Raw genomic sequence first — 21,360 nt, 5'->3', positions numbered from 1 at the left:
CGGCCCAGGCCCCTGCGCCACCCCGGTGCCACCCGGCCCGACACCGGGAAAACAGGGTGACCCCGGGCGCGGCCCGCCGTACGTTGGCCGGATGAGCGCCGCCGGCACCCCCACGCCTCCCGCCGTCGAAGACCGACCCGCCGCCGAGGTCCGGTCCGTCACCGAGTCCGAGTTCAAGGGCTGGCTGACGGCCGCCCGGACCGGCTTCCTCAGCCCGCCGGTCGTCACGGACGAAGAGGTCGCCCGGCGGCTCAAGCACACCGACATGAGCCGGGTGCAGGGCGCCTTCGACCCGGACACCGGCCGCTGCGTGGCCACCTTCCGCTCCTTCCGGCAGGAGCTGACCGTGCCCGGCGGCGCAGCCGTCCCCGCGGACGCCGTCTCGCACGTGACCGTGCTGCCCACCCACCGCCGCCGCGGGCTGCTCACCCGCATGATGGCCGCGGACCTGCGGGCGGCCAAGGACCGCGGCGAGGTGCTGGCCACCCTGGTGGCTGCCGAGTACCCGATCTACGGCCGCTACGGCTTCGGCCCCGCCACCTCCCTCACCGCCTGGGAGATCGACGTCCCGCGCACCGGCCTCGACCCGCGCCGCACCGGCCGCCCGGAGTGCGGCGGGCGCATCGACCTCGTGGACGCCGCCGAGGTGCGCCGGGTCGGCCCCGTCCTGCACGAGCGGCTGCGGGCCCGGCAGCACGGGCTGATCGACCGCAGCGCCCACTGGTGGGACCGGGCCACCGGGCTGGAGCCGGACCCCTTCCGGCCGTGGACCGAACCCTTCTCCGCGGTCTACCGCTCGCCCGCCGGGGAGCCGGAAGGCCTGGCCGTCTACACCGCCGACGACCGGTGGGGGGACGCGAAGACCCCGCAGAACACCGCCACCGTCAAGGACCTCATCGCGCTCACCGCCGCCGCCGAGCGGGCCCTGTGGCACTACGTGTGCTCCATCGACTGGATCCGCACCGTCCGCAGCGGCCACCGGGCGCCCGACGACCTGCTCCCCGACCTCTTCCCGGACGTCCGGGCCGCCGCGGTCGTCACCCACGCGGACTGGCTGTGGGTGCGCGTCCTGGACGTCGTACGCGCCCTGGAGGCCCGTACGTACGAGGCTCCCGGCGCGCTCGTGCTGGAGGTCGAGGACCCCGACGGCCTCGCCGGTGGCCGCTTCCGGCTCGCGGCCGGCCCGGACGGCCGGGCCCGGTGCACGCCGAGTGCGGAGCCCGCCGAGCTGCGGATCGGAGTGGCCGGCCTGGGCGCCCTGTACCTGGGGGAGGGCTCGGCGGTGCGGATGGCCGCGCTCGGCCGGCTGACGGAGGAGGTGCCGGGGGCGGCCGCCCGCGCGGAGGCCCTGTTCCGCACCGCCCGCCGCCCCTGGTGCCCCGACCTCTTCTGATCCCGCCCGCGCCCGGCGCACCGGCCCCCGCTGTCACATCGGCGGGCGCAGCCGCGTCAGAGAGGTGTACGGCAGCCACGAGGCACGAGCGATGCGACACGGGGAGCGGGACATGACGACGGAGACCGGCCGGCGCGACTACCTGGCGGAGCGGTTCGAGGAGAACCGCGGGCACCTGCGGGCGGTGGCCTACCGGATGCTGGGATCGGTGGGCGAGGCCGAGGACGCCGTCCAGGAGGCCTGGCTGCGGCTGGACCGCAGCGACACGGCGGAGGTGGACAACCTCGGCGGCTGGCTGACGACCGTGGTGGGCCGGGTCTGCCTCGACCAGCTGCGCACCCGCAACTCCCGGCGGGAGGAGCCGCTGGAGGAGCGGGTCCGGATGCCCGAGCCGGTGCTCGGTCCGGCGGACCCGGTGCCCGGCCCGGAGCAGGACGCGATGATCGCCGACTCGGTGGGGCTGGCCCTGCTGGTGGTGCTGGAGCAGCTGGCCCCGGCGGAGCGGCTGGCCTTCGTGCTGCACGACATGTTCGGCATGCCCTTCGACGAGATCGCGCCGATCGTGGACCGCACTCCTGCGGCCACCCGGCAGCTCGCGAGCCGGGCCCGGCGGCGGGTGCAGGGCAGCGCGCCCGTCCAGGACGCCGATCCCGCCGTGCAGCGGGAGGCGGTCGCCGCCTTCCTCGCGGCGGCCCGCAACGGGGACTTCGAGGGGCTGCTGGCCGTGCTCGACCCGGACGTGGTGCTGCGCGTGGACCTCGGCGCGGCCGCGGGCGGGGCGTCGAAGCTGCTGCGGGGGGCGCGGAACGTCGCCCAGCAGGCCCTCACCTTCGCCCGGTTCGGGTCGGTGGGCGTGCCGGCCATGGTCAACGGGGCGCCCGGGGTGGTCTCCATGCCGGGCGGGAAGCCGTCCGCGGTGCTGGGCTTCACGGTCGGCGGGGGCCGGATCGTCGAGATCGACATCCTGGCCGACCCCGAGCGGCTGGAGCGGCTGGACCTGGCCTTCCTGGACGCGGCTGCGGGCGGGCCGGCTGCGGGCGACGGGGGTACCGAGTGATCTTCCTGCGAGTAGGGTGACCGTACGTGACTGTCTCCGATCTCTCCCCCGTGGTGGCGGCCCTGCGCGCGGCCGGCTGCGTCTTCGCCGAGGACGAGGCACAGCTGCTGGCGGCCGCGGCCGGGAGCCCCGAAGAGCTCGACGCCCTCGTGGCGCGGCGGGCGGAGGGCCATCCGCTGGAGCACGTGGTGGGCTGGGCCGGGTTCTGCGGGCTGCGGATCGCGGTGGGCCCCGGGGTCTTCGTACCGCGGCGGCGCAGCGAGTTCCTGGCCCGGCAGGCCGCCCGGCTGGCCCGGGGGGCCGGGCCCGGGGCGGTGGTCCTGGACCTGTGCTGCGGGGCGGGGGCGGTGGGCGCGGCGGTGGCCGCGGCCGTGCCGGGCGTGCGGCTGTACGCGGCGGACATCGAGCCGGCCGCGGTGCGCTGCGCTCGCGACAACGTGGCGGCGGCGGGCGGGCAGGTCTTCGAGGGTGACCTGTACGCCCCGCTGCCGCCGGAGCTGCGCGGCCGGGTGGACGTGCTCGTGGCCAACGCCCCGTACGTCCCCACGGGGGAGATCGGCCTGCTGCCGCCGGAGGCCCGCGACCACGAGCCGCTGGTCGCCCTGGACGGCGGCGCGGACGGGCTGGCGGTGCAGCGGCGGGTCGTGGCCGAGGCCCCCCGCTGGCTGGCCCCCGGCGGACACCTCCTCGTCGAGACGGGCGGGCACCAGGCGGCGGAGACGGGGGCCGCGTTTCGGGCGGCCGGGCTGGCGGTGCGGGTGGCCGCGTCGGAGGAGTACGCAGCCCACGTCGTGATCGGCACGGCGAAACCCAGCCCGTCCGGCGTCTGAGGACCGGGGTCCGGGGCGGAGCCCCGGGGGGTTTCGGCCGGGCCGAGTCGCGGAAAAGGCGTGCCGTTGCAAGCATCCGCTTGCAAAAGTTAGCGCCGCGGGGCAGGATCGGAGCATGGGAACGCTCAACGTCGGGAACCTCGGGGAGTACCTGCGCGAGCAACGGCGCCAGGCCCAGCTCTCGCTGCGCCAGCTGGCCGACGCGGCGGGGGTCTCGAACCCGTACCTGAGCCAGATCGAGCGAGGGCTGCGCAAGCCCAGCGCAGACATCCTGCAGCAGCTCGCCAAGGCGCTGCGCATCTCCGCCGAGACCCTGTACGTGCGCGCCGGGATACTCGACGAGCGCAGCCCGGACGAGGTCGAGACGCGGGCCGCGATACTCGCGGACCCCTCGATCAACGAGCGGCAGAAGCAGGTGCTCCTGCAGATCTACGAGTCGTTCCGCAAGGAGAACGCCTTCGAGGCGATGGCCGACGACGGCGACGGCACCGCCCAAGGCGGCACGGGCACCCCGACGAATCCGAACACGAACTGAACTGAGATCCGGGAGGACCAGTCATGGCCATCACCGATGACCTGCGCAAGACCCTCGCCGACCCCACCCCCCTCTACTTCGCCGCCGGCTCGGCCGACCTCGCCCTCCAGCAGGCCAAGAAGGTCCCGGCCCTCATCGAGCAGCTGCGCGCCGAGGCCCCGGCGCGCATCGAGGCCGTGCGCAACACCGACCCCAAGGTCGTGCAGGACAAGGCCAAGGAGGCCCAGGCCGCCGTGACCGCCAAGGTCACCGAGGTGCTCGGCTCCTTCGACACCGACCTCAAGAAGCTCGGCGAGCAGGCCCAGGACCTGGCGCTCCGCGGGGTCGGCGTGGCCGCCGAGTACGCCGTACGCGCCAAGGAGGCCTACGACCGGGTCGCCGAGCACGGCGAGCAGGCCGTGAAGCAGTGGCGCGGCGAGGTCGCCGAGGAGATCGTCGACCTCGCCGTCACGGTCGAGGTCAAGGAGGAGCCGGCGCAGGAGCCGCAGCCGGCCGAGGCGGCGGCCGGTGCCAAGCCGGCGCGCAAGACCGCGGCCCGCAAGACCACGGCGAAGAAGGCCGCCGCGGAGGAGCCGGCCGCCCCGGCCGAGGACTCCGCCGCCGAGCAGGGCTGACCGGCTGAGGCGCGGGCCGGCGGACCGGGCACCCGGCGGGTGCCCGGTTCGTTGGCCCTTCAGCGGGTAATTTGGCCGCTGGGCCGCCACCCGGCCCGGGCGCCCCGCAGGGGCCGTTCCCCGAAGACGAAGACGACGAAGCTGGTGCCGGCATGCTGATGCAGAAGTTCGACTCCCTCCTCGCGACGCTGCTGTACTTCGGCACGCTCGTGCCCGCCGTCATCGCCCTCGTCCTGGCCGCCACCTCGCGCGAGGACGCGTTCCGGGCCGCCGACAAGCAGACCAAGCCGTTCTGGCTGATCCTGCTCGGGATCACGGTCCTCGTGGACATGTTCCTCGGGATGCTGTTCCTGCAGATCGCCGGACTGATCGCGACCATCGTCTTCTTCGTGGACGTGCGCCCCGCGCTGCGGCAGGTCTCGGGCGGCGGACGCCGGCCCCGCGGCGGCAGCAGCAGCGACGGCCCGTACGGGCCCTACAACGGCGGCCGCTGACCCCAGCCGGGCCCTACAACGGCGGCCGCTGACCCGAGCCGGGCCCTACAACGGCGGCCGCTGACCCGAGCCGGGCCCTACAACGGCGGCCGCTGACCCGAGCCGGGCCCTGCAACGGCGGCCGCTGACCCGAGCCGGGCTCCCTGCGGCACCCGGCCGCGCCTCAGCGCCGCCGACCGCCCGCGGTGCGGTCCAGCAGGACCACGGCCACGTCGTCCGTGAGCTCCCCGCCGTTGAGCCGGCGGGCCTCCGTCACGGCGGCCTCCAGCAGCGCCTCGCCGCTGAGGGACTGCTCCAGGTGGCGGTTGATCATCTCGACCATGCCGTCCTGCCCCAGCCTCTCGCGGCCCCGGCCGATCCGGCCCTCGATCAGGCCGTCGGTGTACAGCATCAGGCTCCAGGTGCCGCCCAGCTCCACCTGGCGGCGCGGCCACCGGGCCCCGGGCAGCAGACCCAGCGCCGGCCCGCTGTTCTCGTACGGCAGCAGCTGCGCGGCCCGTCCCGGCCGGGCGATCAGCGGGGCCGGGTGCCCGGCCAGGCACAGCCCGGCGCGGCGCCCGTCGGGGGCTATGTCCACCGTGCACAGGGTCGCGAAGATCTCCTCGTGCGGCCGCTCCACCTCCAGCACCTCCTGGAGGGTGGCGAGCAGCTCGTCCCCGCACAGCCCGGCCAGGGTCAGCGCCCGCCAGGCGATGCGGAGCTCCACGCCGAGGGCGGCCTCGTCGGGGCCGTGCCCGCAGACGTCGCCGATCATCGCGTGGACCGTGCCGTCGGGGGTGCGGACGGCGTCGTAGAAGTCGCCGCCGAGCAGGGCGCGGCTGCGGCCGGGCCGGTAGCGGGCGGCGAAGCGCAGGTTCGAGCCCTCCAGCAGGGGGGTGGGCAGCAGGCCGCGTTCCAGTCGGGCGTTCTCCTGGGCCCGCAGTTTCGATTCTGCAAGCTTGTACTGGGCGATGTCGGCGCGCTTGCGCTCCACCGCGTACCGGATGGCGCGGCTCAGCAGCCGCCCGTCGAGCTCGTCCCGCGACAGGTGGTCCTGGGCACCGATCCGCACCGCCTCGGCGGCCCGCTCGGTGTCGGTCTCGGAGGTCAGGACGAGCACCGCGTGGCCGGGGGCGATCCGCAGCACCTGCCGCAGGGTGGCCAGCTCGTCCACGGCCGGCTCGGCGGCGGGGCCCGCGGGCGCACCGCCTGCCGCCCCGGCGGCCGAGGGGGCCGCGGCCGGGGCGGGCCGCCGGCCGCCCCGCAGGGACAGGTCGAGCAGGATGCAGTGCACGTCGGGGGTGAGCAGCCGGGCGGCCTCGGTGAGGTTGCGCGCGGTGCGGATCCGGATGCGGTTGCCCTCGCCGTCGAGCATTTCGGGGACGGTGAGGCCGCCCGCCGGATCGTCCTCGATCACGAGCAGGGTCAGCGACTGCTGCTGCGGGTGCTGCGGCAGGTGCTGGGGCGGATGCGGGGGGAGACCGGCCTGACCGCTCTCCGCGGCCGGGGTGTCCCTCTGCCGCGGTACGGGTACGGGCATCGTCTGGGTTCCTTCCCTCCCCCCGAGGGTGCGGCGGTGCCGGAACGGCACCCCACCAGACCGGGACCATAGCGGTACGAGCCGCGTAATCGGAATGCCGCGGCGGAACCGGCCACCGTCATATGCCGAAATCCCGGGGAAAACGGCGCACAGGGGGATGACGAACATCACGCCGGACGGACCGTCCCGCCCGGCACCCGGCACCCGGCACCCGGCACCCGGCACCCGGTACGCCGCGCCCCCGCCCGGTCCGCGGGCTGCGCATGCCGCCCGGGGCGCTGTACGTACGGCCCTGAGGGCTGCGCGTCCGCCCGAGGGCTGCGCGTCCGCCCGGGGGCTACGCGTCCGGCCGGACCACCGCGAGGATCGGCATCGAGCCCGCGCCGGCGATCGTCACCTGCCGCCCCGGCCGCGGGGCGTGCACCATCGCGCCGTCCCCTATGTACATGGCGACGTGGCTGGCGTCGTTGAAGTAGATGATCAGGTCGCCGGGGCGCATGTCCTTGATCGCGACCTTCGGCAGCAGCCGCAGCTGCTCCTGCGAGGTGCGCGGGATCTGCCGGCCGGCCGCCAGCCAGGCCTGCGAGGTCAGACCGGAGCAGTCGAACGCGTCGGGGCCCTCGGCGCCCCACACGTACGGCTTGCCGATCTGGGCCGTGGCGTACAGCACCGCCCGCTTGCCGGCCTCCGTGGCCTTGCCGTTGACGTCCTTGAGCGCGCCGGACTTGAGCCAGTTGTCCTGCGCCTTGTACTGGGCCTCGCGCTCCAGCTGGAGCAGCCGGGCCTTCTCCTCGGCCTCCAGCCGGTTCTCCAGCTGCTCGGCCGCCTTGATCTTGTCGTTGATCTGCTTCTTGGCGGCCTCCTTCTTGATCCGGTTGGCCTCCAGGGTCTTCCAGTGCGCGCTCGCGTCCTTCGCGTACTGCTTGAGGTCCGCCTGGGTGCGGTCCAGCTCGGTCAGCATCCCCTTGGCGGCCCGCTCGCCCTGGCGCAGCAGGCCCGCGCCGTCGAGGAACCGGTTGGGGGTGGGGCTCAGCGCGAGGCGGGCGGCCGGCGGCAGCCCGCCGGTGCGGTATTGGGCCCGGGCCGCGGCGCCCGCCCGGTTCTTCAGGTCGGCGATCCGCTCCTGCCCGGCGACGATCTGCTTGGCGAGGGCGACGAGTTGGTCGGACTGCCGCTTGGCCTCCTCCTCGGCGAGGTTGTACTCGTCGGTGGCCTTCGCGGCCTGGTGGTAGAGGTCCTCGATCTGCTTGCGGACCTGCTCCAGGGCGGGGCTGGGGGTGGGCTCGGGCCGCTGCGGCGCGGCATGGGCCACCCCGGTGGCGCTCAGCACCGTCATGGCGCAGATCAGCGTGAGTGCGGCGGCGCCGCGCCTTCGGTTCACTGTCCCCCCAGCGAAATGTCCGGTCGTTCCCTCGCGACAGAAGCTGATTTACCGTCAGTAACTTGTTGTCGCCTTCGGGATGGTGTCACGACTCGGCGGATTGCGACACCCCCGACCGGGGGTTTGTGGACAACTCCCGCCGTACGGCGCGTCCGACGCCTTCATACGGCTACCGGACGCCCGGGCGCAACGCCTCCCACCGGACCGTCAGCTCCCCCTGCCGCCACCGCCGGGGCCCGTCCGCGAGCGGCCAGTCGGCCGCCAGCGAGCGCGCCGTGCGGATCCACCGCTGCCGCGCACCGAGCGAGGCGTACGGGGCGGCCGCCGCCCAGGCCCGGTCGAAGTCCCGGAGGAAGGCGTGCACCGGCTCGCCCGGCACGTTGCGGTGGATGAGCGCCTTCGGCAGCCGCTCCGCCAGGTCCGAGGGGCGCTCCAGGGAGCCCAGCCGGGTGGCGAAGGTGACGGTGCGCGCCCCTTCGGGCCCCAGTGCGACCCACACGTGGCGGCGCCCGATCTCGTCGCACGTCCCCTCGACGAGCAGGCCGTCCGGGGCCAGCCGGGCGCAGAGCCGCGCCCAGACCGCCGCCACCTGCTCCTCGTCGTACTGGCGCAGCACGTTCGCGGCCCGGATCAGCGCCGGGCGCTCCCCGCCGTCGAGGGGGACCTCGAACCCGCCGTGCCGGAAGGACAGCCCCTCGCGCTCGTACGGCCGGGCGCCGGCCACCCGGGCCGGTTCGATCTCGATCCCCACCACCCGCACCGCGGGGGCCGCCGCCCGCAGCCGGGCCAGCAGTTCCACGGCCGTCCAGGGCGCTGCCCCGTACCCGAGGTCCACGGCCACCGGGGATCCGGCGCGGCGCAGCGCCTGCCCGTGGGTGGCGGCGATCCAGCGGTCCATGCGCCGCAGCCGGTTGGGGTTGGTGGTGCCGCGGGTGACCGTGCCCACGGGGCGTCCGGGGGGCGGTGAGGGGGTGCGGGCGGCCATGACGCCAGGGTATGCGGCCGGTGCGGCACGCCGCCCCCGCCCCCGCGCCGGCCCCGCCCCGCGCCGGCCCCGCCCCGCGCCGGGCCCGCCCCGCCACCCCGCGCTCCGCCCCGGCCGGCGTCCCGGCCGCCCCCGCTCCGCCCCCGTGGCCGGATCCCCACCGCGCCCGCGGCAGAAAAGTTCTGCACAGTGGAATGCGGGCGGCATCCGTGGTGGTTGCACCCGGTGAGGACGGAGACCGTCCTGTTTCCGTCATGCCCGGCGCCCGGAGTGCCCGAGCGAGAGGACCGCTCACGTGAGTCAGTACGTGTCCCGGCTCGGCGGCCTTGGCGGGATCGGCGGCCGCATCGCCGCCGGCCGCCCGACGTTCGCCGCCCCCCACCCGCCCAGGCTCCGCATCCCCGGGAGCCACCACCGCAGGCCCCGCCGCGTGGCCATGCTCAGTGTCCACACCTCCCCCCTGCACCAGCCCGGCACGGGCGACGCGGGCGGCATGAACGTCTACATCGTCGAGCTGGCCCGGCGGCTGGCCGCGATCGGCATCGAGGTCGAGATCTTCACCCGGGCCACCGCCGGCGGGCTGCCCCCGGTGGTCGAGCTGGCGCCCGGGGTCCTCGTACGGCACGTGGACGCGGGCCCGTACGAGGGGCTGGCCAAGGAGGAGCTGCCCGCCCAGCTGTGCGCCTTCACGCACGGGGTGATGCAGGCCTGGGCCGGGCACCGGCCCGGCTACTACGACCTCGTCCACTCCCACTACTGGCTGTCCGGCCACGTCGGCTGGCTCGCCGCCCAGCGCTGGGGCGTGCCCCTGGTGCACGCCATGCACACCATGGCCAAGGTCAAGAACGCGGCGCTCGCCGAGGGAGACACCCCCGAGCCGGCCGCCCGCGTCATCGGCGAGACCCAGATAGTGGAGGCCGCGGACCGGCTCATCGCCAACACCGCGGAGGAGGCCGACGAACTCGTACGGCACTACGACGCGGACCCGGGCAAGGTGGCCGTCGTCCACCCCGGCGTGAACCTGGAGCGCTTCACCGTCGCCGACGGGCGGGCCGCCGCGCGCGCCCGGCTCGGCCTGCCGCAGGACGCGCTGATCCCGCTGTTCGCCGGGCGCATCCAGCCGCTGAAGGCCCCCGACGTGCTGCTGAAGGCCGTGGCCGAGCTGGTGGCGCAGGACCCCGCGATGCGCCGGCGGCTGCTGGTGCCGGTGGTCGGCGGCCCGAGCGGCAGCGGGCTGGCCAAGCCGGAGGGCCTGCAGAAGCTGGCCGCCAAGCTGGGCATCGCCGACCTCGTGCGCTTCCAGCCGCCGGTGGCCCAGGACCGACTCGCCGACTGGTTCCGCGCCGCGTCCGTGCTGGTCATGCCCTCGTACAGCGAGTCGTTCGGGCTGGTCGCCATCGAGGCGCAGGCCACCGGCACCCCGGTGATCGCCGCCGAGGTGGGCGGGCTGCCGGTGGCGGTCAACGACGGGGCCACGGGCTTCCTCGTCCCCGGCCACGACCCCGTGGACTACGCGCGGGCGCTGCGGCGGTTCGCCGACGACCCGGGGCTGACGGAGCGGATGGGCGCCGAGGCGGCCCGGCACGCCCAGTTCTTCGGCTGGGACACGGCCGCGAGCGGCACGGCCGACGTGTACACCGCGGCCCTGCATGATCACCGCCGTCGCGTACGCTCGCTCCATGGCTGAGGTCACGGAGGCAGAGCGCATCGCGCAGGTCGTCGAGCGCACGCTCGCAGACGCGGAGCTGGAGTGGGAGAGCCCGGAGCCGGGCTCGTACGTGGTGAAGCTCCCGGGCACCCGGAAGCTGTCCACGACCTGCTCCCTGCTCATCGGCCGCCACACCCTGTCCGTGAACGCCTTCGTGATCCGGCACCCGGACGAGAACGAGGCGGGCGTCCACCGCTGGCTGCTGGAGCGCAACCTGCGCCTGTACGGGGTCTCGTACGCGGTGGACCGCCTCGGCGACGTCTACCTCACGGGCCGGCTGCCCCTCTCGGTGGTCACCCCGGAGGAACTGGACCGGCTGCTCGGCTCGGTGCTGGAGGCGGCCGACGGGGCCTTCAACCCCCTGCTGGAGCTGGGCTTCGCGAGCTCCATCCGCAAGGAGTACGCGTGGCGGGTCTCCCGGGGGGAGTCCACGCGCAACCTCGACGCGTTCAAGCACCTGACGGAGCGGCCGTCCTGAGGTCCGCGGCGGGCTCCTCCGCCTCGGCGGCGTCCGCGGGCGTCTCCGCCGCCGGCAGGTTGCGCATCAGCAGCCAGTAGCCCAGCCCGGCGAGCGTGCCGAGGACCGCCGTCGCCGCCCACAGCCAGTCCGCGCCGAACCGGTCGATCACCGCGCCCGCCATCAGCGGGGCGACGAACGCGGCCACCGCCCAGGACGTGGTGTAGACGCCTTGGTAGCGGCCGCGGCCGTGCACGGGGGAGAGCCGCACCACCAGGCCCATCTGCGTGGGGGAGTTCAGGATCTCCGCCAGGGTCCACACGCACACCGTCAGCGCGTACCCGGCGAGCGGGCCCGCGAAGGCCGTCAGCCCGAAGCCGTAGCCGGCCAGCAGGGCGGAGAGCACCAGGATCCGCTGCGGGTCGCGGTGTTCGATGAAGCGGGTCACGGGGATCTGGAGCGCCACGATCAGCAGGCCGTTCACGGCGATGACGAGCCCGTACTCGGAGGGGGAGAAGCCGGCCTCTCCCATCGCCACCGGCAGGCCCACCGAACCCTGGGTGAAGACCAGCGAGATCAGGAACGACAGCCCGACCACGCCCATGAACCGGCCGTCGCGCAGGACCGCGCCGAGCCGGACGTCCGGCTCCTTCACCGCCCCCGCCGCCGGCTTCTGCGGCCGGGACTCGGGCAGCTTCACGTACACGAGGACCGCGCACAGCAGGGTCAGGGCGGCCTCGCCGAGGAAGCCCGCGAGGTAGCTGTAGCCGGCGATGAAGCCCGCTCCGGCCGAACTCACCCCGAACCCCAGGTTGACGGCCCAGTAGTTCAGCGCGAAGGCCCGGACCCGGTCCTCGGGCCGGACGATGTCGGCCATCATCGCCTGCACGGCGGGCCGCGAGGCGTTCGAGGCCATGCCGACGAGCAGGGCGACGGCCGCGATGGCCGCCGGGTGCTCCATGAAGCCGAGCAGCGCCACCGAGAAGGCCGTCGAGCTCTGGGCGATCAGCATCGTGGGGCGCCGTCCCAGCCGGTCCGTCATCACCCCCGCGCCGAGCGAGGAGACCACTCCGCCGAGCCCGTGCAAAGCGGCCACCAGTCCCGCGAAGGAGGCCGAAAAGCCCCGCTCCAGGGTCAGGTACAAGGCCATGAACGTGGCGACGAAGGCCCCGAGCCGGTTCACGAGGGTGCTGGCCCACAGCCACCAGAACGCGCGGGGCAGTCCGGACACGCTCGCGCGCGCGGAGTCTCCGAGGGATCTGAGCGAGACGGCGGACATACGGCTCCCCCCTGGCGGCGTACGCGCCGCTGTAACAGGCGTATTGACTGGTCGCACATTACGGATGGGGTGCTCGCGGACGCCACCGGATTGACGCGGACCGTCAATCGTCCGCCCGCGGAAGGCCGTTCCCCAGGGGCCCCGGCAGGGGTCCCGGGACCGTCCCCGCCACCCCCCGGACGGGTCGCGCAGGCCCTCCGCCCGTCCACTAGGCTCGTACGCATGGCCGACGCACCGTACAAGCTGATCCTCCTCCGCCACGGCGAGAGCGAATGGAACGCGAAGAACCTGTTCACCGGCTGGGTGGACGTCAACCTCAACGAGAAGGGCGAGAAGGAGGCGGTCCGCGGCGGTGAGCTGCTCAAGGACGCCGGCCTGCTCCCCGACGTCGTGCACACCTCGCTGCAGAAGCGCGCGATCCGCACCGCGCAGCTGGCGCTGGAGTCCGCCGACCGCCACTGGATCCCGGTCCACCGCTCCTGGCGCCTGAACGAGCGCCACTACGGTGCGCTCCAGGGCAAGGACAAGGCCCAGACCCTCGCCGAGTTCGGCGAGGAGCAGTTCATGCTGTGGCGCCGCTCGTACGACACCCCGCCCCCGGCCCTCGAGGACGGCACCGAGTTCTCGCAGTCCGAGGACCCGCGCTACGCGGCCATCCCCCCGGAGCTCCGCCCCAAGACCGAGTGCCTCAAGGACGTCGTCCAGCGCATGCTGCCGTACTGGTACGACGGCATCGTCCCGGACCTCCTCGCCGGCCGCACCGTCCTGGTCGCCGCCCACGGCAACTCGCTGCGCGCCCTGGTCAAGCACCTCGACGGCATCTCGGACGCCGACATCGCGGGCCTGAACATCCCCACCGGCATCCCCCTCTCCTACGAGCTGGACGCCGACTTCAAGCCCCTCAACCCGGGCGGCACCTACCTCGACCCGGAAGCCGCCGCGGCCGCCATCGAGGCCGTCAAGAACCAGGGCAAGAAGTAACCCTGTAGCGCAAAGAGCCCCTCACCTGCCAGTTCTCGGCGGGTGGGGGGCTTCTTGTCGTCCGTGGGCCGTCTCTGGGCCGTCAGGCGCGCCGGGCCTGCCGACGGACACGGGTCTGCGTGGCGACCAGGAAGGCCACGGGCAGAGCGGCCGCCGGCGGGACGTCGGTCCAGGCGGGGAGAGCTGCCGCCCCGGCGCTGATGGCGAGGAACGGCAGTTCGCGAAGCGAGATGTCGATGGTCAAACCCGGGCGTGGCACGATGGAGGCTCCAGATGTGCTCGTAGGTCCAGACAAGAGGTCATGCAAGCGCGTATGGAAGCGAGAGCCGCCCCTGCCAGGGCGGCTCTCTTTTTGCGCTGCCGCGACCTTAGCGACGCTTCTCTCGCTACGCCAAATTCCCAGGTGAGAGGCTGTGTGTGGGTGAAACTAGTATTTGATTGGATCCAGGGCGGACGGCCTCTGAACTGCTACTTCTCTACTGTAGATGTAGAAGTAGCGGCCCGACGGCCTGTTAATAGCGCCGCATGCGTGGTGCCGTATAGAGGGTAAAGTTATTTCGCATCCCGCTAAGGCTAACGGCTAAGGTTAAGGCTAATGCGGACGCTAATGATGGTGATTGCGGCTGATCACCTCTTGGTGCAAGCCCGAGATCGCCTTCTTAGTCCGCTCCTGACTGGTCGGCATCAAGTGCGCGTAGACCCGAAGCGTCAGGCCGGGGTCCGAGTGGCCTAGGTACTCGGCCAGGGCCTTCACGTTCTCCCCCGGAGTCGAGCAGCACCGAAGCGTAGAAGTGCCTCAGCGCATGCATCCCGTGTTCGCGGGCGGAGGCGTACGTCTCCTGCCCCTTATCCCGCTCGGCGATGACCCCAGCGGCAGCGAGGGCGGGCTTCCACTGGTCGCTGTTGCACATGTTCCGCCACACGTGACCGCCCATCGGCGCGGTGAAGACGAGCTGCTGCCGGGCAGAGGCACATCCCGCCTGCACGGCGAAGACCCGCTCGACGGTCCACGGAATCGCTCGTTTGGCCTTCACGGTCGGGGGCCTTCACCGACCGAGCCGCGCACGGATTCTTGGCGAGCAGGGTGTCATCCACCGCCGCGTTCAGAACGGTCCGCACATTGGAGTAGATGACCCGTGTATACGAACCGACTACTCCCGATGCCTTGAGCTTGGCCAGGCAGTCTCGGATGTGCGTGGGCAGGAAGAGGCCAGTGGCCCCGACCCGATGTACGGGAACGCGTGCAGCCGTAGCTGCGACTCCATCGAGCCCGTGCTGGGGTCGGCGCGGTGGTTGTCGAGCCACTGTTCCGCGTACTGCTTGAAGGTGACCCGACTGGCCTTGGGATCGATGTAGCCCGCGCGACCTGTCGACCTCGATGAGGCGACCCAGGAACGGACGTCCTCCGGGTCGTATCGCAGGTGAACGCCGACCCGGAAGCCGCGCGGACCGGTGCGCTTGCGGCGCCACTGGTAGACGGTCTCCAGCGGCACCCCGAGAAGGTCGGCCAAGTCCACCGGGGTGGGGTACCGGTCAGGCAGAGACACGGGCCCTGGCGTCCGCTTCACATACGTGTGGGTCGACGGCAGACGAGATGGGAGCCGGGCGAGTTGTGGGTACAGGGAGGGGATGCGTGGACCCGCTGACCCTGGCCGGGCGCTCTATTTCAGCCGAAACATGGAGGCGTCTTTCCGCTGTTACCAGCGATTTTTGGGGCACGCACGTCCATCCCCGCAGTACAGGGGACGTTGAAAAAGCGTCGGTCGGCACTTTGGGCACGGCTGGACTCAGATGCTTGCCTGCAAGCAAGTAGTCGCAGGTCATTCATCATGACCGCAGCAAGCAGCCCACTTGGCCGCGACAGCTTGCCGGCAGAGGCGGCCAAGTGGGCCTCGAACCCCCAAAGGAGGCCCAACGTTGAGTGTGTTCTGCGTCCCCCAGCCCCTGTCAAACCCGCAGTGGCGCTTTCTAGTCATCACTGTCATCGTCATCGCGATCCTGGGGTGGCCCGAGTCAGCCGAAGTGTTCGGCGCCTGTGCCGATGCGGCAGCCGTGCTTGGGCTCCTCTTGATGGGCGCTGAGCAATGCAGCGCCGGGCCGTCCCTGGGCCGTGGAACGCCGAGCAAGCCCGGCCAAGGGTGACAACCGCTGACCGGCCGACCGCAGGTCAGCGGGCCTTTACCCGGTAAAGGCCCAGGCCGGAGCAGGAACCAGGGCAAGAAGAAGTAGTCCGCCCGCACCGGCGCCCGCCGCCTGCGGATATTCCGTGGTCGGGGGGTTCGTGCGTCTGGTTGGGTGGGGGCATGACGATGAGGCTGGTGGAGATCACCCCCGAGAACGTGGACGCGGCGCTGGAGCTGCGGGTGCGGCCCGAGCAGGAGAAGAACGTGGCCCCCGTGGCGAAGTCGCTGGCGGAGGCGTACGCCTTCGGCGACTGCGCCTGGCCCCGGCTGATCTTCGACGGGGAGGAACTCGTCGGCTTCCTCATGGCGTTCGTGGACATCCAGTGGGACCCGGCGAAGGACCCCGAGGACCGGCGGTACGGGCTGTGGCGGCTGAACATCGCCGCCGGGGCGCAGGGCCGCGGGTACGGGAAGTACGCGGTGGCCGCCGTGGCCGACGAGGTGCGCCGCCGCGGTGCGGACCGGATGTACGTCAGCTGGGAGCCGGGGGCCGACGGGCCCGGGGAGTTCTACCGCCGGCTCGGCTTCACCGAGACGGGGGAGACCACCGGCGGGGAGCCGGTGGGGGTGCTGGAGCTCGGCTGAGGCCCGGCCGGGGCCCGCAGCGGGCGGGCGCTTCTGCGCCAGTGCGCCGTTGACGCGCCGGGGCGGCTGGGCATGAATGGGTCAGGGCAGTGCGACGCGTACGCCTTCCGAGGAGGAACCCATGGCCGATTCCCCCGTCCCGATCACCCCCGAGCAGGACCAGCAGCCGCCCGCCGAGCCGCTGCGGCTCCCGCTCCTCGCCGCCTGCGGGTGCGGCTCGGGCTGCGGCTGCGGCTGCCAGTCCGGTGCGCCGTGCCAGTGCGGAGGCTGAGCCCCGCCCGCGGGGAGCCAGCGCGAGCGTGGGGTCCGCCCTTCCGGGCGGGCCCTTCTGCATGCGCACCGGCCGGCCGGGGGCTGCGCCGGGCCGGACCGGCCCCGCGGAGCGGCCCCGTGCACCGGCCGGACCACCGCGGTCAGACCGCCTCGGTCGGGGTCTGCAGCTCGTCCGCGTGCTCGCCGGTGACCAGGTAGACCACGCGCTTGGCCACGGAGACCGCGTGGTCGGCGAACCGCTCGTAGTAGCGGCCCAGCAGGGTCACGTCCACGGCCGTCTCGATGCCGTGCTTCCAGCGGTCGTCCATCAGGTGCTGGAACAGCGCCCGGTGCAGCGTGTCCATCTCGTCGTCGTCGGTCTCCAGCTGGAGCGCCAGGTCCACGTCCTTGGTGATGATCACCTCGGCCGCCTTGGCCATCAGCCGCTGCGCGAGCTGCCCCATCTCCAGGATGGTCGCGTGCAGGTCCCGCGGCACCGCCGTCTCGGGGAAGCGCAGCCGGGCGAGCTTCGCCACGTGCTGGGCCAGGTCGCCGGAGCGCTCCAGGTCGGCGCTCATGCGCAGCGAGGTCACCACGATGCGCAGGTCGGTGGCCACCGGCTGCTGGCGGGCCAGCAGGGCGATGGCCCGCGCCTCCAGGTCGTGCTGCAGATCGTCGACCTTCTGGTCCGCGGCGATCACGTTCTCGGCAAGGTTCAGGTCGGCGTCGAGCATGGCCGTCGTGGCCCGCCCGATCGCGGAGCCGACCAGCCGGGCCATCTCGACCAGGCTCTCGCCGATCGAGTCCAGTTCCTCGTGGTACGCGTCCCGCATGGGTGTCCCTCTCTGTATCTACCGGGGGTGTCTCTTCCCGGGGGCCGGGGGGCTCGGACCCCCACGCTCCCACGGTCGGCGGGCTTCGCGACGGACTCCGGCACCACAAGTGAATCAGCACGGTCGCCACGGTGAACTCTGGGCGACGACTGTTCGAGGTGCCACCCGAACGGCTGTGGAACTGTCGCCGGCCCTGCTTAACCTGGACACATGGACGTGAACGCGGCGGTCGCCGCAGCGGCAGCGATCGCCGGGTTGTGCACCGGCGTGATCGCCATGCTGGCGTTCCGCTGGAGCGAGCGCGACCAGGCCCGCCCCACGCGGAGCGCCATGCGCCCCGACATCAACGCGGTCCTCCCGCCCGGCGTGGACACGGTGCTCTCCGTGCTCCGCTCCTCGGCCGTCGTCCTCGACGAGGCCGACAGCGTGGTCAAGGCCAGCTCGGCGGCGTACGCCCTCGGCCTGGTCCGCGGCGGCAAGCTCGCGGTGGAGCCGATGCTCCACATGGCGCGCGACACCCGCCGGGACGGGGAGATACGGCAGGTCGAGCTGGACCTCCCGCGGCGCGGCACCGGCCGGGGCGAGGCCCTCGCGGTCTCCGCCCGGGTCGCCCCCCTCGGCTCCCGCCTGGTCCTGCTGCTCGTCGAGGACCTCACCGAGGCCCGCCGCATCGAAGCCGTGCGCCGCGACTTCGTCGCGAACGTGTCGCACGAGCTGAAGACACCGGTGGGAGCGCTCTCACTGCTCTCGGAGGCCGTCATGGACGCCTCCGACGACCCCGAGGCGGTCATCCGCTTCGCGGGCCGCATGCAGATCGAGGCCACCCGCCTCACCAACCTGGTCCAGGAGCTCATCGACCTCTCCCGGGTGCAGAACGACGACCCGCTGGAGGACGCCGAGCCGGTCCGGGTGGACACCCTGGTCGCCGAGGCCATGGACCGCTGCCGGCAGACCGCCGGGAGCAAGCAGATCACCATGGCCGCCGGAGGCACCGCGGACCTGCGGGTCTGGGGCAACCGCGGACAGCTCGCCGCGGCCCTCGGCAACCTCGTCGAGAACGCCGTCAACTACAGCCCGGCCCGCACCCGCGTGGGCATCGCCGGCCGCCGCGTGGCCGCACCCGGCGGGGACTTCATCGAGATCGCCGTCACCGACCAGGGCATCGGCATCCCCGAGAAGGACCGCGAGCGCATCTTCGAACGCTTCTACCGGGTGGACCCGGCCCGCTCCCGCGCCACCGGCGGCACCGGCCTCGGCCTGGCCATCGTCAAGCACGTGGCCGCCTCCCACGGCGGAGAGGTCACCGTGTGGAGCTCCGAGGGCCAGGGCTCGACCTTCACGCTCCGGCTCCCGGAGGCCGCGCCCCCGCGCGGCCGGGACGCCGGGGACCACGCCGGCCTGCCCGCCGGCGGCACCCAGACCGCCCCCGGTGCCCACGGCGGCTCCGCGGGCACCCATCCCGGAACGGGAACGGCCGCCACCGCTCGCTCCGTCCTCGCAACAGAACCAGCCATTCCTGCCCCGGAGGTCCTTCCGTGACCCGAGTGCTCGTCGTCGAGGATGAAGAATCCTTCAGCGACGCCCTGTCCTACATGCTGCGCAAGGAGGGCTTCGAAGTCGCCATCGCAGCGACCGGACCCGACGGACTGGACGAGTTCGAGCGCAACGGCGCCGACCTCGTCCTCCTGGACCTGATGCTGCCGGGGCTGCCCGGCACCGAGGTGTGCCGCCAGCTGCGCGGCCGCTCGAACGTCCCGGTCATCATGGTGACGGCCAAGGACAGCGAGATCGACAAGGTCGTGGGGCTGGAAATAGGAGCCGACGACTACGTGACCAAGCCCTTCTCCTCGCGGGAGCTGGTCGCCCGCATCCGCGCGGTGCTGCGCCGCCGCGGGGAGCCGGAGGAGGTCACCCCGGCGGCCCTGGAGGCCGGACCGGTCCGGATGGACGTGGACCGGCACGTGGTCACCGTCGCGGGCGCCAAGATCGACCTCCCGCTCAAGGAGTTCGACCTGCTGGAGATGCTGCTGCGCAACGCGGGCCGGGTGCTCACCCGCATGCAGCTCATCGACCGGGTGTGGGGCGCGGACTACGTCGGCGACACCAAGACCCTCGACGTCCACGTGAAGCGGCTGCGCGCCAAGATCGAGCCGGACCCGGGTGCCCCGCGCTACCTGGTGACCGTCCGCGGCCTGGGCTACAAGTTCGAGCCATAGGCCGCGGCGCCGCCGCGGGCGCGCCTGCGGGCTGCGGGCGGCGGAGGACGGAAACGGCCGGAGGGCCCCACCCGAGCTCGGGTGGGGCCCTCCGGCCGTGTCGCGTACGGGCGGGTGCCCGCGGTGCGTCAGTGGCCCGCGGCGTGCGAGGCCGTGCCGGACGGGGTGCCCGCGGGGGTGCCGGACGGGCCGCCGGCCGGGGTGCCCGAGGGGCTGCCGGACGGGGTGCCCGAGGGCTTGCCCGACGGGGTGGCGGAGGCGGTCGGCGCGGCCGGGACCTCGGCCGGGCCGAACTCCTTGAAGTAGCTCGTGGCCGGCACGACGAAGGCGGCCAGCTCGACGTCGCCGGTCTTGCTCAGCTGGAAGACGACCTTCTGCGCGTTGCCGTCCTCGACCGCCTCGCGGCCGTTCTCGATGACGGCGCTGGCGTTGCCCTTGCCGCCGAGGACGACCGAGCCGCCGGCCGGCACGGTGATCTTGCCGGAGCCGGTGGCCGGCTTCAGCTTCACGGTGCCGCTGCCGCCCGGGAGGGTGATCGCGTCGAGGGTCTGCGGCTCCTGGCCGGCGTTGAACAGCGTCGCGGAGACGACGGCCGGGCCCTTCGCCTCCTTCTCGGGCTGCGTGATGACCAGCGCGTTCTGGATCTTGATGTCGCCCTTGGTGATCGCCGCGGTGTCCGGCTTGATCTGCAGGGTCTGCGCGTCGTTGCCCGCGCCGCAGGCGGCGAGCGATCCGATCGAGAACACGATGGCGGCGGCGGCAACGGCGCCGCGTCGAAGGGTCCGGCTCACGGCGGCGGCATCTCCTAGGACGTACGTACGGACGGAAGCGGTTCGGGGGCTCCGCCTGGCGAGGTAAAGCCGCCCTAAGGGTGTGTCAGCGGGCTTAGGTTACCGAGCCGCCGCCCCGCCCCCGCACCCGACCCTCCGCGGGGCAGGCCGTGCCGACCGGGCGGTGGACCGGGCGGTGGACCGCGCGGTGGATCAAGACCGCGGCCGGCGCGTGGATCGCGTGCGTCGGGCGCGTGGATCAGCGCGCGGCTCGGCGCGTGGATCCGCCCGCCGGTTCGCCTTCCCCTCACCCGCCCCCACCCGCACCCACCCGCCCTCAACCCTCCGTCACCCCGCCGTTCACATATCGCGCGCATATCGCCGTTGATCAATTTCCCGCCGTCCCGCGACCGCTTCCGAGGGCCCCGGCAAATACGGCGGAGCTGTTCCGGCGGATCCGCTCCCGTGATCAATTCCGGATTGGGCCGGAAGGCGCTCCGTACAGACGCTCGCCAGTCGAACGGAGTAGTTGACTTTCTCGACTTCGAAACCGGCAAAACGGGACGTACGTCACAGTGCCGCCGTCACTCGTGAGGTGTAACGTGGCCGTTTCGGGGCGTGCTGTCAGCCGCTCCCACCTGCGAATACCCCCTTCCGGAAGCCCTGCGCAGCACGTCCGTGTCCGGGTTGTCAAGCCCCGAGATAGGCCCTGACCTGCGAAAACGCCATTCATAACAGTCAGTTCTCGTGTTACCCTGGATAGCCACGGAAGGGGTACCTGTCACATGACGTTCAAGGTTGGCGACACCGTGGTCTATCCCCATCACGGGGCCGCGCTGATCGAGGCCATCGAAACTCGCCAGATCAAAGGCGTGGACAAGACCTACTTGGTGCTCAAGGTCGCTCAGGGCGACCTGACGGTTCGTGTGCCTGCGGACAATGCGGAGTTCGTCGGCGTTCGCGACGTAGTCGGCCAGGACGGGCTGGACCGGGTCTTCGAGGTGCTGCGTGCACCGTACGCCGAGGAGCCCACGAACTGGTCTCGTCGCTACAAGGCAAACCTGGAGAAGCTCGCCTCTGGCGATGTCATCAAGGTGGCGGAAGTCGTCCGCGACCTGTGGCGTCGTGAGCGCGAGCGCGGACTGTCCGCCGGTGAGAAGCGCATGCTCGCCAAGGCTCGCCAGATCCTGGTGAGCGAGCTCGCGCTCGCCGAGAACACCAACGAGGACAAGGCCGAGGCCCTCCTCGACGAGGTCCTCGCGTCCTGACGCGAGTGCGCTCAACGTCG

The 21,360-nt window shown here is 72.9% G+C and carries 21 protein-coding genes and 2 pseudogenes; 14 read left to right on the top strand and 9 right to left on the bottom strand.

Annotated elements, in window-relative coordinates:
- Positions 1-91 precede the first annotated feature (91 nt).
- The 6 genes from ACZ407_RS28655 (at position 92) to ACZ407_RS28630 (ending at position 4,923) form a co-directional block, all read left to right on the top strand.
- On the top strand, positions 92-1,393 hold the full coding sequence (locus ACZ407_RS28655; protein ID WP_468133227.1) for a GNAT family N-acetyltransferase: 1,302 nt from the start codon (positions 92-94) through the stop codon (positions 1,391-1,393).
- A gap of 112 nt (positions 1,394-1,505) precedes the next feature.
- The gene (locus ACZ407_RS28650) at positions 1,506-2,450 is read left to right on the top strand and encodes a sigma-70 family RNA polymerase sigma factor (protein WP_468133225.1); all 945 of its coding nucleotides are present in this window, start codon (positions 1,506-1,508) and stop codon (positions 2,448-2,450) included.
- 26 nt (positions 2,451-2,476) lie between these two features.
- Positions 2,477-3,280, top strand: coding sequence for a putative protein N(5)-glutamine methyltransferase (locus ACZ407_RS28645; protein ID WP_468133223.1), 804 nt, complete (start codon positions 2,477-2,479; stop codon positions 3,278-3,280).
- Between the two features lie 115 nt (positions 3,281-3,395).
- A complete protein-coding gene (locus ACZ407_RS28640) occupies positions 3,396-3,815 on the top strand; it encodes a helix-turn-helix domain-containing protein (protein ID WP_468133221.1) in 420 nt (139 codons plus the stop codon).
- 23 nt (positions 3,816-3,838) lie between these two features.
- Positions 3,839-4,429, top strand: coding sequence for a hypothetical protein (locus ACZ407_RS28635; protein ID WP_468133219.1), 591 nt, complete (start codon positions 3,839-3,841; stop codon positions 4,427-4,429).
- 152 nt (positions 4,430-4,581) lie between these two features.
- On the top strand, positions 4,582-4,923 hold the full coding sequence (locus ACZ407_RS28630; protein ID WP_468133217.1) for a DUF2516 family protein: 342 nt from the start codon (positions 4,582-4,584) through the stop codon (positions 4,921-4,923).
- Between the two features lie 163 nt (positions 4,924-5,086).
- On the opposite strand, the gene ACZ407_RS28625 is transcribed toward ACZ407_RS28630, so the two are convergent.
- The 3 genes from ACZ407_RS28625 to ACZ407_RS28615 all read right to left on the bottom strand — a co-directional run bounded on the left by ACZ407_RS28625 (position 5,087) and on the right by ACZ407_RS28615 (position 8,808).
- Positions 5,087-6,442, bottom strand: coding sequence for a PP2C family protein-serine/threonine phosphatase (locus ACZ407_RS28625; protein ID WP_468133215.1), 1,356 nt, complete (start codon positions 6,440-6,442; stop codon positions 5,087-5,089).
- 337 nt (positions 6,443-6,779) lie between these two features.
- The gene (locus ACZ407_RS28620) at positions 6,780-7,823 is read right to left on the bottom strand and encodes a C40 family peptidase (RefSeq protein ID WP_468133213.1); all 1,044 of its coding nucleotides are present in this window, start codon (positions 7,821-7,823) and stop codon (positions 6,780-6,782) included.
- Positions 7,824-7,992: 169 nt separating this feature from the next.
- Positions 7,993-8,808: a class I SAM-dependent methyltransferase gene (locus ACZ407_RS28615; RefSeq protein ID WP_468133211.1), complete on the bottom strand. Its 816-nt coding sequence runs from the start codon at positions 8,806-8,808 to the stop codon at positions 7,993-7,995.
- Positions 8,809-9,103: 295 nt separating this feature from the next.
- On the opposite strand from ACZ407_RS28615, the gene mshA reads away from it, so the two are divergent.
- A complete protein-coding gene (gene mshA, locus ACZ407_RS28610) occupies positions 9,104-10,495 on the top strand; it encodes a D-inositol-3-phosphate glycosyltransferase (RefSeq protein ID WP_468133209.1) in 1,392 nt (463 codons plus the stop codon).
- Positions 10,488-10,994: a type III secretion system chaperone family protein gene (locus ACZ407_RS28605; RefSeq protein ID WP_468133207.1), complete on the top strand. Its 507-nt coding sequence runs from the start codon at positions 10,488-10,490 to the stop codon at positions 10,992-10,994. Before mshA ends, ACZ407_RS28605 begins: the two co-directional genes overlap by 8 nt.
- Here the strand turns inward: ACZ407_RS28605 and ACZ407_RS28600 are convergent.
- Positions 10,966-12,252 carry an MDR family MFS transporter gene (locus ACZ407_RS28600; RefSeq protein ID WP_468133205.1) on the bottom strand — a complete coding sequence of 429 codons (1,287 nt, stop codon included), beginning with the start codon at positions 12,250-12,252 and terminating at the stop codon, positions 10,966-10,968. The two genes, ACZ407_RS28605 and ACZ407_RS28600, sit on opposite strands and share 29 nt — an antisense overlap.
- Positions 12,253-12,474: 222 nt before the next feature.
- Here ACZ407_RS28600 and ACZ407_RS28595 point away from each other — a divergent pair, with 222 nt between their 5' ends.
- On the top strand, positions 12,475-13,233 hold the full coding sequence (locus ACZ407_RS28595; protein WP_468133203.1) for a phosphoglyceromutase: 759 nt from the start codon (positions 12,475-12,477) through the stop codon (positions 13,231-13,233).
- 82 nt (positions 13,234-13,315) lie between these two features.
- On the opposite strand, the gene ACZ407_RS28590 is transcribed toward ACZ407_RS28595, so the two are convergent.
- From ACZ407_RS28590 to ACZ407_RS28580, 3 genes and pseudogenes are all read right to left on the bottom strand, one after another.
- Positions 13,316-13,492 carry a hypothetical protein gene (locus tag ACZ407_RS28590; RefSeq protein WP_468133201.1) on the bottom strand — a complete coding sequence of 59 codons (177 nt, stop codon included), beginning with the start codon at positions 13,490-13,492 and terminating at the stop codon, positions 13,316-13,318.
- Between the two features lie 345 nt (positions 13,493-13,837).
- Positions 13,838-14,624: pseudogene (locus tag ACZ407_RS28585) on the bottom strand (site-specific integrase); the annotation flags it as partial.
- Positions 14,613-14,780 (bottom strand): annotated as a pseudogene (locus ACZ407_RS28580) (helix-turn-helix domain-containing protein); the annotation flags it as partial. The pseudogenes ACZ407_RS28580 and ACZ407_RS28585, both read right to left, overlap by 12 nt.
- A 756-nt stretch (positions 14,781-15,536) precedes the next feature.
- On the opposite strand from ACZ407_RS28580, the gene ACZ407_RS28575 reads away from it, so the two are divergent.
- Both ACZ407_RS28575 and ACZ407_RS28570 read left to right on the top strand, forming a co-directional pair.
- Positions 15,537-16,001 carry a GNAT family N-acetyltransferase gene (locus ACZ407_RS28575; protein ID WP_468133199.1) on the top strand — a complete coding sequence of 155 codons (465 nt, stop codon included), beginning with the start codon at positions 15,537-15,539 and terminating at the stop codon, positions 15,999-16,001.
- A 121-nt stretch (positions 16,002-16,122) separates the two neighbouring features.
- Entirely contained in the window at positions 16,123-16,272 is a 150-nt protein-coding gene (locus ACZ407_RS28570; protein ID WP_468133197.1) for a hypothetical protein, read from the top strand.
- A 142-nt stretch (positions 16,273-16,414) separates the two neighbouring features.
- Here the strand turns inward: ACZ407_RS28570 and phoU are convergent, their stop codons facing one another.
- Positions 16,415-17,086 carry a phosphate signaling complex protein PhoU gene (phoU, locus tag ACZ407_RS28565; protein WP_468133195.1) on the bottom strand — a complete coding sequence of 224 codons (672 nt, stop codon included), beginning with the start codon at positions 17,084-17,086 and terminating at the stop codon, positions 16,415-16,417.
- 210 nt (positions 17,087-17,296) lie between these two features.
- Here phoU and phoR point away from each other — a divergent pair, with 210 nt between their 5' ends.
- Entirely contained in the window at positions 17,297-18,625 is a 1,329-nt protein-coding gene (gene phoR / locus ACZ407_RS28560) for a two-component system sensor histidine kinase PhoR (RefSeq protein ID WP_468133193.1), read from the top strand.
- Positions 18,626-18,630: 5 nt separating this feature from the next.
- Positions 18,631-19,302 (top strand): two-component system response regulator PhoP, encoded by a 672-nt coding sequence (gene phoP / locus ACZ407_RS28555; protein WP_468133279.1) that lies wholly within the window; start codon positions 18,631-18,633, stop codon positions 19,300-19,302.
- 128 nt (positions 19,303-19,430) lie between these two features.
- Here the strand turns inward: phoP and ACZ407_RS28550 are convergent, their stop codons facing one another.
- On the bottom strand, positions 19,431-20,093 hold the full coding sequence (locus ACZ407_RS28550; RefSeq protein WP_468133191.1) for a copper chaperone PCu(A)C domain-containing protein: 663 nt from the start codon (positions 20,091-20,093) through the stop codon (positions 19,431-19,433).
- Between the two features lie 764 nt (positions 20,094-20,857).
- On the opposite strand from ACZ407_RS28550, the gene ACZ407_RS28545 reads away from it, so the two are divergent.
- Positions 20,858-21,340, top strand: coding sequence for a CarD family transcriptional regulator (locus ACZ407_RS28545; RefSeq protein WP_003953493.1), 483 nt, complete (start codon positions 20,858-20,860; stop codon positions 21,338-21,340).
- Positions 21,341-21,360 lie beyond the last annotated feature (20 nt).

The organism is Streptomyces sp. NPDC030809, from assembly GCF_055572195.1.
Note: the sequence above shows the minus strand (reverse complement) of the source record. Positions and strands in the feature narration are given on the sequence as shown.

Bases quoted from the DNA above. Each gene is read 5' to 3' on its own strand.
- ACZ407_RS28655 (WP_468133227.1), top strand. From the start codon at position 92: ATGAGCGCCGCCGGCACCCCCACGCCTCCCGCCGTCGAAGACCGACCC.
- ACZ407_RS28650 (WP_468133225.1), top strand. From the start codon at position 1,506: ATGACGACGGAGACCGGCCGGCGCGACTACCTGGCGGAGCGGTTCGAG.
- ACZ407_RS28640 (WP_468133221.1), top strand. From the start codon at position 3,396: ATGGGAACGCTCAACGTCGGGAACCTCGGGGAGTACCTGCGCGAGCAA.
- ACZ407_RS28635 (WP_468133219.1), top strand. From the start codon at position 3,839: ATGGCCATCACCGATGACCTGCGCAAGACCCTCGCCGACCCCACCCCC.
- ACZ407_RS28630 (WP_468133217.1), top strand. From the start codon at position 4,582: ATGCTGATGCAGAAGTTCGACTCCCTCCTCGCGACGCTGCTGTACTTC.
- ACZ407_RS28625 (WP_468133215.1), bottom strand. From the start codon at position 6,442: ATGCCCGTACCCGTACCGCGGCAGAGGGACACCCCGGCCGCGGAGAGC.
- ACZ407_RS28615 (WP_468133211.1), bottom strand. From the start codon at position 8,808: ATGGCCGCCCGCACCCCCTCACCGCCCCCCGGACGCCCCGTGGGCACG.
- ACZ407_RS28605 (WP_468133207.1), top strand. From the start codon at position 10,488: ATGGCTGAGGTCACGGAGGCAGAGCGCATCGCGCAGGTCGTCGAGCGC.
- ACZ407_RS28600 (WP_468133205.1), bottom strand. From the start codon at position 12,252: ATGTCCGCCGTCTCGCTCAGATCCCTCGGAGACTCCGCGCGCGCGAGC.
- ACZ407_RS28595 (WP_468133203.1), top strand. From the start codon at position 12,475: ATGGCCGACGCACCGTACAAGCTGATCCTCCTCCGCCACGGCGAGAGC.
- ACZ407_RS28575 (WP_468133199.1), top strand. From the start codon at position 15,537: ATGACGATGAGGCTGGTGGAGATCACCCCCGAGAACGTGGACGCGGCG.
- ACZ407_RS28570 (WP_468133197.1), top strand. From the start codon at position 16,123: ATGGCCGATTCCCCCGTCCCGATCACCCCCGAGCAGGACCAGCAGCCG.
- phoU (WP_468133195.1), bottom strand. From the start codon at position 17,086: ATGCGGGACGCGTACCACGAGGAACTGGACTCGATCGGCGAGAGCCTG.
- phoR (WP_468133193.1), top strand. From the start codon at position 17,297: ATGGACGTGAACGCGGCGGTCGCCGCAGCGGCAGCGATCGCCGGGTTG.
- ACZ407_RS28545 (WP_003953493.1), top strand. From the start codon at position 20,858: ATGACGTTCAAGGTTGGCGACACCGTGGTCTATCCCCATCACGGGGCC.